We start from the raw sequence: 15,351 nt of genomic DNA, 5'->3' as shown, positions 1-15,351 counted from the left end.
CTGAGAGGTACGAAGGGCGGCGGCCGGGCGGCCCGGCGGTCAAGCGGTCAGTACGTGTCCGGCGGCGGCATCGGCGCCCCCGGGATACGGATGACCGCCACCGTCCCGCCCCCCGCCGCCTGCCGGAGTGCGACGTCGCCGCCCGTCTGCTGGACCGTACGGGCCACGATCGACAGCCCGAGCCCCGAGCCCGGCAGTGCGCGGGCCGACGACGAGCGCCAGAACCGCTCGAAGACGTGCGGGAGTTCCTCGGCCGGGATGCCGGGACCGTGGTCCCGTACGGTCAGCTCGCCGCTCCTGCTCAGCGCGACCTCGATCGTGCCGCCGGACGGGCTGAACTTCACCGCGTTGTCCAGGACGTTGACCAACGCCCGTTCCAGCGCGGCCGGTTCGGCCCGTACGTACCACGGGTTCAGCTCGGCGTCGATCGTCAGGTCCGGGCCGCGCAGCCGGGCCCGCTGGAGGGCGCTGGTCATGGTGTCGTGCAGACCGATGACCTGGAGCGGTCCCGGATCGGCGGCGTCCGGGCGGGACAGCTCCTGCAAGTCGCCGATGAGCGAAGCGAGTTCGGTCATCTGTGCCTTGACGGACGCCATCAGCGCCTTGCGGTCGTCGGGCGGGATCGCGCGGCCGGTCTCCTCGCTGCGGGCGAGCAGCTCGATGTTCGTACGGAGCGAGGTGAGCGGGGTCCGCAGCTCGTGCCCGGCGTCCGCGATCAGCTGCGACTGCCGGTCGCGGGAGGAGGCGAGCGCGGCGGTCATCGAGTTGAACGACCGTGAGAGCCGGGCCACTTCGTCCTCGCCCTCCACCGGGATCCGGACCGTGAGGTCCTCGGTACGGGCCATGTGCTCGACCGCGCGGGTCAGATCGTCGACCGGCCGCAGCCCGGCCCGCGCCACCCAGAGCCCGGCCGCGCCCGCGCCGATGATGCCGACGCCGGCGACGGCCGCGAGCAGCAGTGCGAGCTGGTTGAGCGACGAGTCGATCTCGGCGAGGGGCCGCGACACCGAGACGGCGGCCTGGACGCCGGGCCGGACCGGGACCTGCTGGCGCTGGGTGAAGACACGGACCTTGGCGCCGCTGGCGGTCGTGCTGTTGTGCAGGGTGGTGTCCGCCGTACCGCGTGCGACGGCGACATCGTCCTTCTGTACCGTCACGGGTTCCGAGTACGTGGTGACGCAGCGCGTCCCGTCACTCAGGACCACCTGGATATAGGCGAACGAAGCCCGGTTGTCGGTGGTGTTGGTGGCGCCGCAGTTGTCGAGGGCGTTACGGATGGCGTCCGGCGGAGCGGCGGTGTTCTGAAGGGATGTGTCCAGCTCGCTCTCCAGCTGGTTGCGCGTCAGCACCCAGCAGGACACGGCCACCACGGCCACCGCGACCGCCACGGCCGAGGCCACCAGCAGCGCCAGCCGGGAACGCAGCGGGAGCGTACGGAGCCGGCGGATCAGCGACGTCACGACGGGCCACCGAAGCCGCCCGCAGGGACGGTCGCCCCGCCCGCACCGCCCGCCGCGTCCGCGCGCAGCGCGTACCCGACCCCGCGCACGGTGTGCACCAGCCGCGGTTCGCCCCCGCTCTCCGTCTTCCGGCGCAGGTACATCACGTACACGTCCAGCGAGTTGCTGCTCGGCTCGAAGTCGAAGCCCCAGACCGCCTTGAGGATCTGCTCGCGGGTCAGCACCTGCCGGGGGTGCGCCAGGAACATCTCCAGCAGGGTGAACTCCGTACGGGTCAGCTCCACCCGCCGCTCCCCGCGCGTCACCTCGCGCGTCGTCAGGTCCATCCGCAGGTCCGCGAAGGCCAGCACATCGTCCGCCGGGGCCTCGCCCACGTCCGACGCGTACGAGCTGCGCCGCAGCAGCGCGCGGATCCGTGCGAACAGCTCGTCCAGCTCGAAGGGCTTGACGAGATAGTCGTCCGCCCCCGCGTCCAGGCCGGTGACCCGGTCGCCGACGGTGTCGCGCGCGGTCAGCATCAGGATCGGCACCTTCGAACCGCCGGCCCGCAGCCGGCGGGCGGCCGTCAGCCCGTCCATCCGGGGCATCTGGATGTCGAGGACGATCAGGTCGGGCGCGTACGCGGCGGCCTTCGTGAGCGCGTCGAGACCGTCCACGGCGACCTCGGTCCCGTAGCCGTCGAAGGCGAGGCTCCGCTGGAGGGCTTCCCGTACGGCGGGCTCGTCGTCGACGATCAGGATTCTGTGGGAATCGCCTTCGGCGGGACTCATGTGGCGGCTACCTCGTCAGTCGGTCGGTCTGTGGTCGTGAACGGTACGGCGCGAACCGCGTCCCGGCGGGTCGCAGTGCGTCTCAGCCTCGCACGGCGGCCCGGCGGCGTGCCGTCCGCATCCTGGGGGAGACGGTACGCACCTCGTCCGCACGCCGGGCGGGCCGGACGGGGTCCGCGTGCCGCGCGTGGTGCTGGAAGAGATCCTGTACGAGCGCGAGCGGAAGTGCCAGGTCGGCGGGGCCCGCCGGGCCGTCGGCGGTGGTGGCGGTAACAGCGGTCCTCGCGGTGATCTGTGTCGTCATGGTGTGCCTCCTCGGGATCGGGTTCTCCCTGGTACGGGACGGATCAGCTGCCGCTGCCGCCGGAGCGCAGCTTCGCGAGGTCCGCCTTGACGGTGTTCACCGGGATGGCGAAGCCGAGGCCGACGCTGCCCGCGCTGGAGCTGCTGCCGGCGGACGAGGAACTCGGCGCGTACATCGCCGAGTTGATGCCGATGATCTCGCCGTTCATGTTGATCAGCGCGCCCCCGGAGTTGCCCGGGTTGAGCGAGGCGTCGGTCTGGAGCGCCTTGTACGTGGTCTTCGAGGAGCCGGTGTCGCCGTTGAACTGCTGACCGCCGAACTCGAACGGCCAGCCGTTCCCGTTCCCGCCCTGCTGCTCCTGCTGGCTCTGGCTCTCGCCGTCCTCCTTCGCGACGGTGACATCGCGGTTCAGGGCCGAGACGATGCCGCTGGTGACCGTGCCGGTCAGGCCCTCGGGGGAGCCGATCGCCACGACCTGGTCACCGACCGCCACCTGGGAGGAGTCGCCGAGCGTGGCCGTCTTCAGGCCGCTCGCGCCCTCCAGCTTGATCAGCGCCAGGTCCTTGTCGGGGTCGGTGCCCACGACCTGGGCCGTGTACGACTTGCCGGTGCTGAGCTGGACCTTGAGGGTCGAGGCGCCGGAGATGACGTGGTTGTTGGTGATGATCTCGCCGTCGGACGTGATGATCACGCCGGAGCCGGTGGCCGCACCGCTCGTCGAGGTCGCGTTGATCTCCACGATGGTGGGGGAGAGCGCGGCGGCGACCCCGGCCACGGTGCCCTTGCTGCTCTGCGAGACGGGCGTACCGCTGATGATCGACGAGGCGCTGTTGCTCGTACCGCTGTCGGTGTACCGGCCGACCAGCGCGGCCGACCCGCCGCCGACGACCGCCGCGGCGAGGGCCACCGCGGCGAGCAGCGCGACCGGGCGCTTGGCGCGGACCGGGGCGGGGGCGGGGGCGGCGGCGTGGTGGGCCGGTCCTGCCGGAGCGGCGGCGACCGTGGGGCCGTACGCGGGCGGCGGCGGCCAGGCCTGGCTGCCGTAGGTCTCCGGCATGGCCGCGGTCTCCGGCGTCTCCGTCGTCTGCGGGGTGCCCATGGCGTTCGCGTTCGCGCTCGTGTCCGCGTTCACGCTGGGCTGCTGCTGCGTGCTGTCACCGTCGCCGCTGCTGCGGTAGTAGTCCGTCATGGGAATGACTCTGGGCGCCGAGTATGAGAGGAGGCTGAGGACCCGCTGAGAACGGCTGCAAAACCGCGTATGCCCGATATAAAGGCAGGTCGGGAAGGGGGTCGCGAGGCGGGTACGGCGGCTACGAAGGCCGGTAGTCGGTCGCGCGAACGGCAACAGCGACCACGCCGCACATCACGCGCACCCGCACATCACGCGCACCCGTACGTCACGCGCACCCGCACGACCGTCGCACCACCAGCGCCGACGGGAACTGCTTCACCCGCTCCCGGCGCGAGCCCGCGACCCGCAGCCCCTCGTCCAGTACGAGATCCACCGCCGCCCGCGCCATCGCCGGCCGGTCCGAGGAGACCGTCGTCAGCGGCGGGTCCGTGAGACCGGCCTCCTTGACGTCGTCGAAGCCGGCCACCGCCAGCTCGCCCGGCACATCGATCCGCAGCTCACGGGCGGCCCGGAGCAGGCCGATCGCCTGGTCGTCGGTCGAGCAGAAGATCGCCGGGGGCCGGTCGGGGCCCGCCAGCAGCTCCAGCGCGATCAGATACGCGTCGTACCGGTTGTACGGGGCCTGGAAGAGCCGCCCCTCCACCGACCGGCCCGACTCCAGCATCGCCCGCCGCCAGCCCTCGACGTGGTCGGCCACCGGGTCGCCGACCACCGGGGTCGCCTCGATGCCGCCGAGGCACGCCACGTACGCGTGCCCGTGCTCCAGCAGATGGCGGGTGGCGAGCTGCGCGCCGCCGATGTCGTCGGTGATGACGGCGACGTCGTCGATGTTCTCCGGCCGCTCGTGCAGCAGCACCACCCGGGCGTCCCACGCGTCGATCTCGGCCGCCGCGCGCTCGCTGGGACCCTGGCTGACCAGGATCAGCCCGGAGACCCGCATGCCCAGGAAGGCCCGCAGGTAGTGGACTTCGCGCTCGTCCCGGTAGTCGGAGTTGCCGACGAGGACCATCTTGCCGCGCTCGGCAGCCGCCTGTTCGACGGCGTGGGCCATCTCCGCGAAGAAGGGCTGCCGGGCGTCCGGCACGACCATCCCTATGAGGTCGGTCCGCCGGGACGCCATCGCCTGGGCGACCCGGTCCGGCCGGTAGCCCAGCTCCTTGATCGCGGCGACCACCCGCTCGCGCGTGGCCGGGGCGACCGGCCGGGGTCCGTTGTTGATGACGTAGCTGACGACCGCGGTCGACGTCCCCGCCAGTCGTGCCACATCGTCCCGCGTCACCTTGGCCACGCGCGGCAGTCTACGCGTGGTGACCTACCGCTGGGCAGGGCGTACGGCGGCTTCTTCGACGGCTTCCGCCCCGACGGCCTCCCGCACGGTGTCCGGTACGGCGTCGAGCCCCGCGCTCAACCCGTCGCCAGGCCCGTTGTCGCCCGACTCGGCGGCTGCGGCAGCGGCTGCGGCGGTCTTCGCCTTGGCCGCCCTGGCCTCCTCGGTCGCGCGCTCCGGCTTCTCGGGCGTGACGAAGCGGTAGCCCACGTTCCGTACGGTGCCGATCAGGGACTCGTGCTCGACGCCGAGCTTCGCGCGCAGCCGCCGTACGTGGACGTCGACCGTCCGCGTACCGCCGAAGTAGTCGTAGCCCCAGACCTCCTGGAGCAGCTGGGCGCGGGTGAAGACCCGGCCGGGGTGCTGCGCGAGGTACTTGAGCAGCTCGAACTCCTTGAAGGTCAGGTCCAGGACCCGGCCCTTCAGCTTCGCGCTGTAGGTCGCCTCGTCGACCGAGAGGTCGCCGTTGCGGATCTCCATCGGGGAGTCGTCGGTCGAGATCTGCTGGCGGCCCATCGCGAGCCGCAGCCGCGCCTCGACCTCGGCAGGCCCCGCCGTGTCGAGCAGTACGTCGTCGATGCCCCAGTCGGCGGTGACGGCCGCGAGGCCGCCCTCGGTGACGACGAGGATCAGCGGGCAGCCGGGGCCGGTGGAGCGGAGCAGCTGGCAGAGCGAGCGCACCTGGGGGAGGTCGCGCCGGCCGTCGATCAGGATGACGTCGGCACCAGGGGTGTCGACGAGGGCGGGCCCTTCGGCGGGGGCCACCCGCACATTGTGGAGCAGAAGTCCGAGAGCGGGCAGCACCTCCGTGGAGGGCTGGAGCGCGTTGGTCAGAAGCAGCAGAGAACTCATCGCCGCCCACCTGCCTCAATTGCCTGGGTCGGACTGTTGTCGTACACGGTTCGCTTGCCCATTACGTCGGTTCCTCCTCGGTCCCTGCGAGGACGTATGCGGCACTGCTGGGTAATGCGTTTCCTGCGTGTCACGCGTGTCATGCGTGTTACTGCTCGGTGGTGCTTACGGGCCCCGCGTCCTGAGGCCCGTGGTCCTACGGGGTTCTGCCGGGTCGTACGGGGTCCTGCTGGGTTGTACTGGGTCCTGCTGGGGTCCTTCGGTACTTCTGTCCGTGAATTCCGTCTGCGTCATCTGTCTGTAACAACGGACGGGAAACACAAAAGGACCCGGGGGCGACATTGCCCGGATCCTCTTCCGAGGAGAATAACCCACTTACGTCCCCGCGTAGAGGGGCAATGTCGCAGATCACGAGATTGCCGGCGCGCGCGGAGCGCCCGGCGCACGCTTCCGGAGGCGTGTTCGGACCCTCATCCGGGCGGTGTACAGGCCATGTACGGCAGGTTTCATGGGGTTTCGGCGGCACGGTGCACAGGGGGCGCACAGAGGCGCGGATCTTCTCCGCCATCATGGAGGGAGCGAACGCAGTGAGGAGGGGCCGGACATGGCGTCGGGCACGATGCGCTACTGGGCCGCGGCCAAGGCCGCGGCGGGGCTCGCGGAGGAACCGTACGCGGCGGAGTCGCTCGCCGAGGCCCTGGAGGCCGCACGGGTGAAGCACCCCGGTGAACTCGCCCGGCTGCTGCGGGGATGTTCCTTCCTTGTCGACGGTGACCCCGTGGGTAGCCGCGAGCATGAGACCGTACGCCTTGCCGAGGGCGGCACGGTCGAGGTGCTCCCGCCGTTCGCAGGAGGGTGAACCGCAGCACATGAGCAACGATCAGCAGTATCCGTACGGAGGCCAGGGGGCCGGGTCTCAGGGGTCCCAAGGGGCTCAGGGGTCCCAGGAGTCTCAGGGGGCTCAGGGCTGGACCGATCCCCAGCAGCCGGCGCAGGGGCAGGGGCAGGGGCAGCGGGAGCCCGTTGCCGCGCAGACATGGGAGGGGCAGACCTGGGACACGCAGTACCAGCCGCAGATCCAGCGGATACAGCCGCAGGCGGCGTCTCCGGCGTCACCGGCCTCCCAGGCGCCTCAGGCACCCCAGGCACCCCACCAGGCCCACCAAGCGTCTCCGGCCGCCCCGGCCGCCCAGACGGCGTACCTGCCGCCGCAGGGCGCGTACGGCGTGCCACAGCCCGCGCCGGGCGGTACGGGAGCCGTGCCGGGAGCCGCGCCGGGAGCCGCGCCGGGAGCCGTGCCGGGCGGGACTCCGGGAGCCGCTCCCGGCTCCGCACCCGCCGGCGCCGCGGCCCCCGCTGACACCAGCGGCTACGGCGCCCCCACCACCCTGGGCAACACCCGGATGACCGACGCCCAGCGCGCCCGCGCCGAGGGCCGCTCGCCGATCATCCCGCCCGGTATCCAGCCGGCCGCGCTGACCGCGCTGCTCGGCCTGCTGCTCGCCGGGGGCGCGGCCATCGGCTCGTACGCCCTGCTCGTCCCGCTCGTCCTGCTCCAGGCGGTCACGGCGGCCGGCTGGTTCCGGCTGAACGGCATGTGGCCCGCGCGGCAGGGCATCGCGCTCGCCTTCCTCGGCGGGCTCGTCTCCGATGTGGTGCTGCTGGCGGCGGGCCGGGAGAACGGCTCCGCCGCGATCCTCGGCACGCTCGGCGTGTGGGTGCTGCTCGTCGTCGTGCTCCAGCTGCGCAGCCGCGCGGGCGCCGACGAGCGGATGATGGGCCTGATGGCCGCCGTCGCCTCCGCCGCGCTGGCGATCCTGGCGACCGGCCATCTGGCGGCCGTGCCTGACGCGGTGGTCGTCGGCACGCTCGCGGTCGCCGCGGCCACCGTGGTCCGCGCGCTGCCGCTGCCGTCCCTCATCACCCTTCTGGCGGCGCCACTGGCCGGCGCAGGTGCGGGGCTCGCGGTGGTCGGCGTAGGCATGACGGATCTGAGCGGTGCCGACGGCGGGCTGATCGGGCTCGGCGCCGGCATCTGCGCGCTGATCGGGCTGCGGGCGGCAAGCTACGACTACCCGTCGAAGTTCGTCCACATGACCGCCGGGGTGGCCCTGCCGCTGACGGCCGCCGCGCCCGCCGTCTATCTGCTGGGCCGCATGCTGGCCTGACCATGCTGGCCTGACCGCGTACGAACCGCGAACCGCGAACCACGAACCACAAGTGAAGAGTCACGAACCATATCCGGGGGAACCGTTTGCCCCTGCCGGGCGTCGATGACTCGGCATGGGGCATCCTCGATGCCGCCCAGCGCTCTCCAGCGCCAAACAACCAGTACGTACCAGTACGGGGGAAGTCCGGGAAATGCGTGCACTGCGAACTCTGCTGATAGTCGTCGTGATCCTCGGCGGGCTCTTCGTCGCGGCCGACCGGGCCGCCGTCTACTTCGCCGAGGGGCAGGTCGCGCAGAAGATCAAGTCGAGCCAGGGGCTCACCCATGACCCCAGCGTCTCGATCAAGGGCTTCCCCTTCCTCACCCAGGTCCTCGACTCAAGCCTCACCGAGGTCCAGGTTGGCCTGGGCGGCGTCAGCGCCACCGTGGACGGCCGTACGGTCGAGGTGACCGAGGTCAACGCGATCCTCAAGCGGGTCAGGATCGACAGCAGCTTCACCTCGGCGACGGCCGGGGAGGCGGACGGCTCGGCGCAGATCTCGTACGCCGCCCTCCAGCAGTCGGCGCCGAAGGGCGTGACCATCGGGTACGCGGGCGCCGAGCGCGCTGCCAAGGGGCAGGTCAAGCTCTCCGGGGCGCTGGCCGATGTCGCGGAGGGCGCGGGCTTCCAGGTCCCCGCCGCGTTGAAGCCGCTGGTGAACGGCGAGAAGGTCACCGCCTACAGCACGGTCACGCTGGTGAACGGCGACACGGTCCGCTGGAAGGCGGAGGACCTGCCCCCGCTGCCGATTCCGGGGCTGGAGAGTCAGGTGCGGGACCTGCTGGACCACGACATGAAGATCGACGGCATGCCGTCGACCCTCAAGCTCGACAAGGTCGCCGCGGCCGAGGACGGGCTGCGCTTCTCGGGCACGGGCAAGGACGTCTCGCTCACCAGCTGAGACGGAGGTGTCCGTACCGCAGTCGCGGGCAGGATGACGGGCAGGCGACTCATAGGACGGCGGGGAGCCGGCCGGCCGTGGAGGTCGGCCCGCCCCCTTCGTATCTCGACAGGTGGACGATCGCGTCTCATGATGCGACACGACGGTGACATGGCCGTCGAGACCTACCTACGATCGGACATATGAAGCGTCAGGCGGACCTCACGAAGCGGCGGGCAGTAGACCTGTGCCGCGTCGCCGCCATGCTCTGTCGCACTCACTGAGCGGGACGTCCGGCGCGTTCGCGCCTACGCGTTCCGCTCTCCCGGCCCTTCGAGCTTCCTCAGGGCTCGGGACCCCTCCCCGCCCCCGCCGCCATCAGGGTCCACACCTTCCCCGTGCCCCGGAAATCCGGCTCCCCGCCCGTACGATCCGCCCGCACCATCTCGCCGAAACTGCCCCGGAGGAGAACAGCATGAGCCGTACTGACGTCCTGGTAGACGCCGACTGGGTCGAGGCCCACCTCGACGACCCGAAGGTTGTCATTGTCGAGGTCGACGAGGACACCTCGGCCTACGACAAGAACCACATCAGGAACGCCGTCCGGATCGACTGGAAGAAGGACCTCCAGGACCCGGTCCGCCGTGACTTCGTCGACCAGGACGGCTTCGAGAAGCTCCTGTCGGCCAAGGGCATCGCCAACGACGACACGGTCGTGCTCTACGGCGGCAACAACAACTGGTTCGCGTCCTACGCGTACTGGTACTTCAAGCTGTACGGCCACGACTCCGTCAAGCTCCTCGACGGCGGGCGCAAGAAGTGGGAGCTGGACTCCCGCGACCTGGTCGAGGCCGTCCCGTCCCGCGAGGCCACCGCGTACACCGCGCAGCCGCAGGACACCTCGATCCGCGCCTTCCGCGACGACGCCGTCGCCGCGATCGGCACGCAGAACCTGGTCGACGTGCGCTCGCCCGACGAGTTCAGCGGCAAGCTGCTCGCCCCGGCGCACCTCCCGCAGGAGCAGTCGCAGCGTCCGGGCCACATCCCGACCGCGCGCAACATCCCGTGGTCCAAGAACGCCAACGACGACGGCACCTTCAAGTCGGACGACGAGCTGAAGGAGCTGTACGCCGCGGAGCAGATCGACCTGGCGAAGGACACCGTCGCGTACTGCCGCATCGGTGAGCGCTCGGCGCTCACCTGGTTCGTGCTGCACGAGCTGCTGGGTGTCGGGAACGTCAAGAACTACGACGGCTCGTGGACCGAGTACGGCTCGCTCGTCGGTGTGCCGATCGAGCTCGGCGCCGCGAAGTAGTTCCGGCGCCGACCGGCGCCATCGGTGCCATCCGGCGCCACCCAAGCAATCACGCACGCCCCGATCCGGAGGACGAACAGTATGTGTGGAGCACAGGCCGGCGGCCCCGACGCTTCGACGATCAAGCCCGGCGAGACCACCATCCAGGGTTCCGTGACGCGTGACGGCGAGCCCGTCACCGGTTACGTACGCCTGCTGGACTCGACCGGCGAGTTCACGGCGGAGGTCCCGACCTCGGCGACCGGCCAGTTCCGCTTCTACGCGGCCGAGGGCACGTGGACGGTGCGCGCCCTCGTTCCCGGCGGCACGGCGGACCGTACGGTCGTCGCGCAGACCGGCGGTCTGTCCGAGGTCGCGATCGCGGTCTGAGTTCCGCGCGTCGTTCGTACGTATGAACAACCGGCCGGAGGGCCGTGCCCCAGGGAGTTGGACGCTTCCACCGGGGGGCACGGCCCTTCGCGCCGTTCGCGTCGTACATTCTCGGGCGAGTCGTACGCTGGAGGTATGTACGCGCGGCGCCGTCGCGGCTACTTCCTGATCATGGGCGGATGCCTGGTCCTCTTCGTCTCCGCCGCGACTTTCGTGCGCATCTGGTCGCTCCCGGCCGCGATCGCGCTGTGTGTGGTCGCGCTGCTGCTCCCGCCGATCGCCGCCATCGTCGGCAATACGCGCGGCAAGGACGACCGCTGGTGGGACGAGCCGCCGGAGGACCCGGAGACCCGGGAGGCGCGGAAGTCGCAGGCCTGGCTGGACGAGCTGGAGCGGAGAAAGCGCCGCTAGGGCCTGTGTGGGGCACTGGCTAGAGGCGCGTTGGCTCCACGACGTCCTGGAACGCGTGCGTGTTCTCCGCAGCCCACCGGCCGAACGTCAGGGCCCGGGCGCCGGTGAGGCGGGGGACCGTGTCGCGTACCGCGCGCAGCGCGTCGTTGACGTCGCCGCCCAACAGGTCGAGTACGGCGTCCGCCTGCTCGACGCCCAGGAACGCCGCCATCCCCGTATGCGCCTCCGCCCGGCTGATCTCGGCGGCGGGCACGTCCCGGCCCAGCGCGGCGCCGATGGCCGCGGCCTGCCGGCGCGGCGTGACGCGCTCCGGCCCGGTCAGCGCGTATGTCTGCCCCTGGTGCCCGGGCTCCGTCAGCGCCAGCCGGGCGACGGACGCGATATCCGCGGGGTGGACGGCGGGCAGTCCGATGTCCGCGTACGGCACCAGGACCGGCTCGTGCGCGCGGATCGTCGGCGCCCACCACAGGGTGTTCGAGGCGAACTGCGTCGGCCGCAGGATCGTCCAGGCCATGCCGCTGTCCTTGAGCAGCCGCTCGGTGTTCTGGTTGTCCGCGGCGGCGGGCAGATGCGGGTGCGTCTCGACGGTGATCGACGAGACGAGCACGACATGCTCCACGCCCGCCTCCCGGGCGGCGGCGAGGATCGCGGCGTCGTCGCCCACGCGCGACACCAGGAACAGCGCGCGCACCCCGGCCAGCGCGGGGTGGAGCGAGTCCGTACGGGTGAGGTCGCCCGCGACGGCCTCGACGCCGGTGGGGAAGGCGGCGGCCCGTCCGGTGTCGCGGGTCAGACCGCGCACGGGACGGGCGCCGGGGGACGGGTCGTCCCGGTCGTTCCGGTCGTTCCGGTGGAGCTGCTTCAGGAGTGGGGTGCCGATGTTTCCGGTCGCGCCGGTGACGAGGATCATGGCAAGGACGCTAGAACCGGAACCTTGCTTGAGGTCAAGGGGCCGCGTTGTCAGTATTGTCAGTAGACGAGCGCCTGGACGCCGTCCGCCATGATCTCGCTGACGAAGACCTGGGCCCCGGCGATCCGTACGCCCTCCAGCACGTCCTTCTCCTCGATCCCGCGCCGGGCCGCGCACTGCGTGCACAGCGTGATCCGCCCGCCCGCGAGGATCGACTCGACGAGATCGGGCAGCGGCGCGGCGTGCGGCAGCTCGAACTCCGCCGCCCGCCCCGGCACCGCGAACCACGCCGACTCACCCGTCAGCCAGAACGACACCTCCACCCCGCTGGCCACGGCGACGGCCGCGACGGTGAAGGCCTGGGAACAGCGCTCGGGGGCGTCGGCGCCGGCGGTGACTTTGATGACGAGCTTCTTCGCGGAGGACATGGCCGAATCGTAATCCGCAGGCGTACAACCGCGCGGCTGCGTCGCTGGTCAGGTGGGTGCGCGGGAAACGGAACCCGCGCTTCGGAGAGTCAGCACCCTTGGGGGGAAGCGCACTTGGACACCACGGAGACGGATCCGGTGGCGGAGCGGGAGCCGGAGGCCGAGTCCGGGAAGGATCCGGAGGCGGATCCGGCAGTGGAGCATCAACCCGCCGTACCGCCCGCACCGCGCGCCCGAAGACGCGGCCGGACGGCCCTGATCGTCGCCACCGCCGCCGTCCTCGGCATCGTCGCGGGCACGGCCACGGGGTACGCGATCCAGGCCGACCGTGAGCCCACACCCCTGCCGGTGCTCGCCCAGCCGGGCGGAGTGCCGTACCCGGCGAAGCCCCTCGCGGCGAGTGGCGGTGCCGGCGACGCCGCTGGCGCCAAGGCGGCCGTCGAGCCGCCGGGGGTGGTCCGCGACCTGCGGAAACGGTTGATCGGCCGGCCGGCGGGGAGCCGTGACCACTCGCCGGAGGTGATCAGCGACGGCTGGATGTCCGTGGCGTCGTATGCTCAGTACTTTTCTTCCCCGGATCACGCCTTCGGCTGGTTGATCGCCAACGATGTGCGCCGGATCGCCGCAACGTCCTGGCTGGAGGGTGAGAACCGGCAGGTGGACGTGGTGCTGGCCCAGTTCCGGCCGGGCGAGTCCACCCCCGTACTGGACGACGTCGACGCGGAGACGTCCCGCGACTATACGGACGAGATGAGCAGTGGCCCGGTCTCGGGCAGCGTCCGAGGCGGCTACTACCTCTTCGAGCCCGTCCAGAAGCCCGGCTTTCTGCCGGGCTATCACGCCCTGGGGTACGCGGGCCGGGGTGACGTGAAGGTGCAGGTCTATATCTTCGACACCCGGCCCATCGCGGAGCGCGACATCAGGAAGCTGACCGAGCGACAGTTGGAGCGCCTGTGACGACCAATGACGTCCCCGACGACGTTCCCGGCGATGTTCCGAGCGCCCCCGGTGTCCCGTCGCGCGCCCGGCGGCTCCTCGGGACCGTCGTGCCCGCCGTGCTCGTGGTCGGGGCCGTCGCCGGCGGCCTCGTGTTCATCAAGACCACGGTCGACGGCGCCGACCGCGACGTCACGGCCGCCGTCAGGGAGAAGAGCGACCCCAAGCCGGGCAAGGACCCCGCCGGGCCCGTCGGCAAGGGGCGTACCGACACCGAACTGACCAGGAAGCTGCTGCCCGTTCCGTCCGACTACCGGCTCGGCCCCGATATCGAGGGGATGAGCAATGACGGTGAGCTGACCGCCGAGCAGTTGAAGCGGATGTTCGTGACCAGGGCGGCGGGGAATGGTGTGCTGGACCGCGACCGCCTGGAGGACCTGTTCAGCGGGATCGGCGTCAGTGGGAGGGCTATGCGTTCGTACAGCGCGGACCGCGGCAGTCTCACCGTCGAAGTGAATGTGAGCACCCACACCAAGGCGGGCGCGGCCCGCGACTGGCACGAGGCCTTCGCGGTGGCGGCACGGCAGGCGGACATGCGGGAGGGGCCGTCCTTCGGCAAGGAGTTCAAGGCCGCCTGTTTCCGGCAGCCCCGGGCGTCGGACGACATCGTGCCGGGGCTCCGGTCGATGATGTGCACCGGGTACGTGGACGACGTGGTCGTGAGCATGATGGCGGAGGGCAAGACCGATGACCTCGACGCGGGGGAGGTCGCCAAGCTGATGCGGCGGCAACTGGACCATCTCGAATCGCCGGGGAGATACGTATGAGCGAGCAGCCCGTCACCACCTCGGCCACGGCAGAAGCCCCGCCGGAAGCCCCGCCGGAAGCCGTCCCGGAAGCCGTCCCGGAAGTCGTCTCGGAAGTCGTTACGGAAGCCGCACCTGCGCCGCCCGCCCCCGCGCCGCCCCGGCGCGTCCTGCGGGCCGTCGCCCGCTGGACGGTCGCCGTCGCCGTGTTCGCCGGGCTCGGTGGGGGAGTCGCGTACGGCGTCACCTCCATGGAGCGCGGCGACGTCCCCGGGCTCTCCACCCGGAGCGACGGCCGCTGGGACTACCCGCGGCTGACGCTGCCCGCGCTGCCCGCCGGCGCACCGCGCCCGTACACCGAGGGCAACATGGCGCAGATCCACTACGCCGACGAGAGCGACCTGCTGCTCCCCGCGCCCGCGGGCGCGATCCCCGACAAGAAGCTCACCGGGGGCCGGGTCGGCGTGGCCCGGCTGCTGGCCGAGTTCGACGTCGAACGCCGTACCGAACTGGGCGATGTGCTGCGGGACCACGGCGTACGGCAGGTCTCGGCGCGCGGCTGGACCATGCCGGACGGCACCGCGTCACGGATCCACCTGGTGCGCTTCCCCTCGGTCGGGCACGCGTACTCCTTCGTGCACGAGGAGATCATCGAGCAGCTCTACGGCGGCCCGGTGACCGCGGGGGAGGACACCGAGCAGGACCCGGGGTGGCCCGACGGCGGGGCCGAGGCCGTACTGAACACCACGGCGTACGTCTTCCGGGAGCCCGAGCCCTACGGGGCGACCCAGCTGCGGCAGGCGTATGTGCTGGCCGGGGACATGGTCGCGGTGATCACGCACGAGAAGAAGGGCGGCACCCCGGCCGTGCCCTTCCACCAGACGGTGATCCTCCAGAACCAGCTGCTCGGCTGAGGTTGCTCGGCCGGGGCCGCGGGGTCGGGGCCGCGGGGCCGGGTGTCACCGCTGCCCCGCCCGGCGTACCTCGCCGAGAGGGCCGGGCCCCCACCCATTAGGCTGGGGCCCGGCTCTTGCCGTCCGTACCGGCGGCTCTGGTCTTGCCCGTACCGCCTGTACCGCCCGTACCGCTCGTACCGTTCACCCGAGGAGCACCCCGTGCTTGAGGCTTTCTTCACTACTCTGCTGATCCTCGTCTGCGTCGGCGTGCTCGCCTTCACCGGGCTGGCCGTGAAGAAGCTGTACCAGGGCCAGCGGTAGCACCGGCCACAGTCCCCGACGTCG

At 71.4% G+C, this 15,351-nt stretch carries 18 protein-coding genes; 10 read left to right on the top strand and 8 right to left on the bottom strand.

The genetic code is table 11. The features are described 5' to 3' along the window. Positions 1 to 47 precede the first annotated feature (47 nt). The 6 genes from AB0389_RS15775 to AB0389_RS15750 all read right to left on the bottom strand — a co-directional run bounded on the left by AB0389_RS15775 (position 48) and on the right by AB0389_RS15750 (position 5,845). Positions 48 to 1,460 carry a HAMP domain-containing sensor histidine kinase gene (locus tag AB0389_RS15775; protein WP_366395950.1) on the bottom strand — a complete coding sequence of 471 codons (1,413 nt, stop codon included), beginning with the start codon at positions 1,458 to 1,460 and terminating at the stop codon, positions 48 to 50. Further along, positions 1,457 to 2,230 carry a response regulator transcription factor gene (locus AB0389_RS15770; RefSeq protein WP_366395949.1) on the bottom strand — a complete coding sequence of 258 codons (774 nt, stop codon included), beginning with the start codon at positions 2,228 to 2,230 and terminating at the stop codon, positions 1,457 to 1,459. The genes AB0389_RS15775 and AB0389_RS15770 overlap by 4 nt, the downstream gene beginning before the upstream one ends. Positions 2,231 to 2,312: 82 nt before the next feature. Beyond that, positions 2,313 to 2,534, bottom strand: coding sequence for a hypothetical protein (locus tag AB0389_RS15765; RefSeq protein ID WP_366395948.1), 222 nt, complete (start codon positions 2,532 to 2,534; stop codon positions 2,313 to 2,315). A gap of 43 nt (positions 2,535 to 2,577) precedes the next feature. Further along, the gene (locus AB0389_RS15760) at positions 2,578 to 3,723 is read right to left on the bottom strand and encodes a trypsin-like peptidase domain-containing protein (protein WP_366395947.1); all 1,146 of its coding nucleotides are present in this window, start codon (positions 3,721 to 3,723) and stop codon (positions 2,578 to 2,580) included. 208 nt (positions 3,724 to 3,931) lie between these two features. Then, a complete protein-coding gene (locus AB0389_RS15755; RefSeq protein WP_114660657.1) occupies positions 3,932 to 4,954 on the bottom strand; it encodes a LacI family DNA-binding transcriptional regulator in 1,023 nt (340 codons plus the stop codon). A gap of 24 nt (positions 4,955 to 4,978) precedes the next feature. Continuing rightward, positions 4,979 to 5,845: a response regulator transcription factor gene (locus tag AB0389_RS15750; RefSeq protein ID WP_366395946.1), complete on the bottom strand. Its 867-nt coding sequence runs from the start codon at positions 5,843 to 5,845 to the stop codon at positions 4,979 to 4,981. Positions 5,846 to 6,449: 604 nt separating this feature from the next. On the opposite strand from AB0389_RS15750, the gene AB0389_RS15745 reads away from it, so the two are divergent. From AB0389_RS15745 to AB0389_RS15715, 7 genes are all read left to right on the top strand, one after another. Further along, complete coding sequence (locus tag AB0389_RS15745; protein ID WP_366395945.1) at positions 6,450 to 6,704, top strand: MoaD/ThiS family protein; 255 nt, start codon at positions 6,450 to 6,452, stop codon at positions 6,702 to 6,704. A gap of 10 nt (positions 6,705 to 6,714) precedes the next feature. Next, a complete protein-coding gene (locus tag AB0389_RS15740; RefSeq protein WP_366395944.1) occupies positions 6,715 to 8,013 on the top strand; it encodes a hypothetical protein in 1,299 nt (432 codons plus the stop codon). A gap of 193 nt (positions 8,014 to 8,206) precedes the next feature. Beyond that, positions 8,207 to 8,956 carry a DUF2993 domain-containing protein gene (locus AB0389_RS15735; RefSeq protein WP_366395943.1) on the top strand — a complete coding sequence of 250 codons (750 nt, stop codon included), beginning with the start codon at positions 8,207 to 8,209 and terminating at the stop codon, positions 8,954 to 8,956. A 182-nt stretch (positions 8,957 to 9,138) separates the two neighbouring features. Continuing rightward, positions 9,139 to 9,219, top strand: a complete 81-nt coding sequence (locus tag AB0389_RS15730; RefSeq protein ID WP_366396070.1) for a putative leader peptide — start codon at positions 9,139 to 9,141, stop codon at positions 9,217 to 9,219. 191 nt (positions 9,220 to 9,410) lie between these two features. After that, entirely contained in the window at positions 9,411 to 10,250 is an 840-nt protein-coding gene (locus AB0389_RS15725) for a sulfurtransferase (RefSeq protein ID WP_366395942.1), read from the top strand. Between the two features lie 81 nt (positions 10,251 to 10,331). Next, positions 10,332 to 10,619, top strand: coding sequence for a DUF1416 domain-containing protein (locus tag AB0389_RS15720; protein WP_028439550.1), 288 nt, complete (start codon positions 10,332 to 10,334; stop codon positions 10,617 to 10,619). Between the two features lie 135 nt (positions 10,620 to 10,754). After that, positions 10,755 to 11,030 (top strand): DUF3099 domain-containing protein, encoded by a 276-nt coding sequence (locus AB0389_RS15715; protein ID WP_366395941.1) that lies wholly within the window; start codon positions 10,755 to 10,757, stop codon positions 11,028 to 11,030. Between the two features lie 19 nt (positions 11,031 to 11,049). Here AB0389_RS15715 and AB0389_RS15710 read toward each other — a convergent pair whose 3' ends face one another. Together AB0389_RS15710 and AB0389_RS15705 are read right to left on the bottom strand one after the other, a co-directional pair. Then, positions 11,050 to 11,940, bottom strand: a complete 891-nt coding sequence (locus tag AB0389_RS15710; RefSeq protein WP_366395940.1) for an NAD(P)H-binding protein — start codon at positions 11,938 to 11,940, stop codon at positions 11,050 to 11,052. 59 nt (positions 11,941 to 11,999) lie between these two features. Beyond that, positions 12,000 to 12,368 carry a DsrE family protein gene (locus AB0389_RS15705; protein WP_366395939.1) on the bottom strand — a complete coding sequence of 123 codons (369 nt, stop codon included), beginning with the start codon at positions 12,366 to 12,368 and terminating at the stop codon, positions 12,000 to 12,002. Positions 12,369 to 12,482: 114 nt separating this feature from the next. Here AB0389_RS15705 and AB0389_RS15700 point away from each other — a divergent pair, with 114 nt between their 5' ends. From AB0389_RS15700 to AB0389_RS15690, 3 genes are read left to right on the top strand one after another with little or no spacing between them, the layout of a single operon-like run. Beyond that, a complete protein-coding gene (locus tag AB0389_RS15700) occupies positions 12,483 to 13,325 on the top strand; it encodes a hypothetical protein (protein WP_366395938.1) in 843 nt (280 codons plus the stop codon). Beyond that, positions 13,322 to 14,131, top strand: a complete 810-nt coding sequence (locus tag AB0389_RS15695; RefSeq protein WP_366395937.1) for a hypothetical protein — start codon at positions 13,322 to 13,324, stop codon at positions 14,129 to 14,131. The genes AB0389_RS15700 and AB0389_RS15695 overlap by 4 nt, the downstream gene beginning before the upstream one ends. Then, entirely contained in the window at positions 14,128 to 15,024 is an 897-nt protein-coding gene (locus AB0389_RS15690; protein WP_366395936.1) for a hypothetical protein, read from the top strand. The genes AB0389_RS15695 and AB0389_RS15690 overlap by 4 nt, the downstream gene beginning before the upstream one ends. Positions 15,025 to 15,351 lie beyond the last annotated feature (327 nt).

It is taken from the genome of Streptomyces sp. NPDC093109 (genome assembly GCF_040701725.1).
Lineage (GTDB): Bacteria > Actinomycetota > Actinomycetes > Streptomycetales > Streptomycetaceae > Streptomyces.
This window is presented reverse-complemented; position numbering and strand designations above follow the sequence as displayed.

Coding starts and splice junctions, on each gene's coding strand:
- AB0389_RS15715 (WP_366395941.1), top strand. CDS start 10,755: ATGTACGCGCGGCGCCGTCGCGGCTACTTCCTGATCATGGGCGGATGC.
- AB0389_RS15705 (WP_366395939.1), bottom strand. CDS start 12,368: ATGTCCTCCGCGAAGAAGCTCGTCATCAAAGTCACCGCCGGCGCCGAC.
- AB0389_RS15765 (WP_366395948.1), bottom strand. CDS start 2,534: ATGACGACACAGATCACCGCGAGGACCGCTGTTACCGCCACCACCGCC.
- AB0389_RS15710 (WP_366395940.1), bottom strand. CDS start 11,940: ATGATCCTCGTCACCGGCGCGACCGGAAACATCGGCACCCCACTCCTG.
- AB0389_RS15735 (WP_366395943.1), top strand. CDS start 8,207: ATGCGTGCACTGCGAACTCTGCTGATAGTCGTCGTGATCCTCGGCGGG.
- AB0389_RS15745 (WP_366395945.1), top strand. CDS start 6,450: ATGGCGTCGGGCACGATGCGCTACTGGGCCGCGGCCAAGGCCGCGGCG.
- AB0389_RS15730 (WP_366396070.1), top strand. CDS start 9,139: ATGAAGCGTCAGGCGGACCTCACGAAGCGGCGGGCAGTAGACCTGTGC.
- AB0389_RS15690 (WP_366395936.1), top strand. CDS start 14,128: ATGAGCGAGCAGCCCGTCACCACCTCGGCCACGGCAGAAGCCCCGCCG.
- AB0389_RS15720 (WP_028439550.1), top strand. CDS start 10,332: ATGTGTGGAGCACAGGCCGGCGGCCCCGACGCTTCGACGATCAAGCCC.
- AB0389_RS15750 (WP_366395946.1), bottom strand. CDS start 5,845: ATGAGTTCTCTGCTGCTTCTGACCAACGCGCTCCAGCCCTCCACGGAG.
- AB0389_RS15770 (WP_366395949.1), bottom strand. CDS start 2,230: ATGAGTCCCGCCGAAGGCGATTCCCACAGAATCCTGATCGTCGACGAC.
- AB0389_RS15725 (WP_366395942.1), top strand. CDS start 9,411: ATGAGCCGTACTGACGTCCTGGTAGACGCCGACTGGGTCGAGGCCCAC.
- AB0389_RS15760 (WP_366395947.1), bottom strand. CDS start 3,723: ATGACGGACTACTACCGCAGCAGCGGCGACGGTGACAGCACGCAGCAG.
- AB0389_RS15740 (WP_366395944.1), top strand. CDS start 6,715: ATGAGCAACGATCAGCAGTATCCGTACGGAGGCCAGGGGGCCGGGTCT.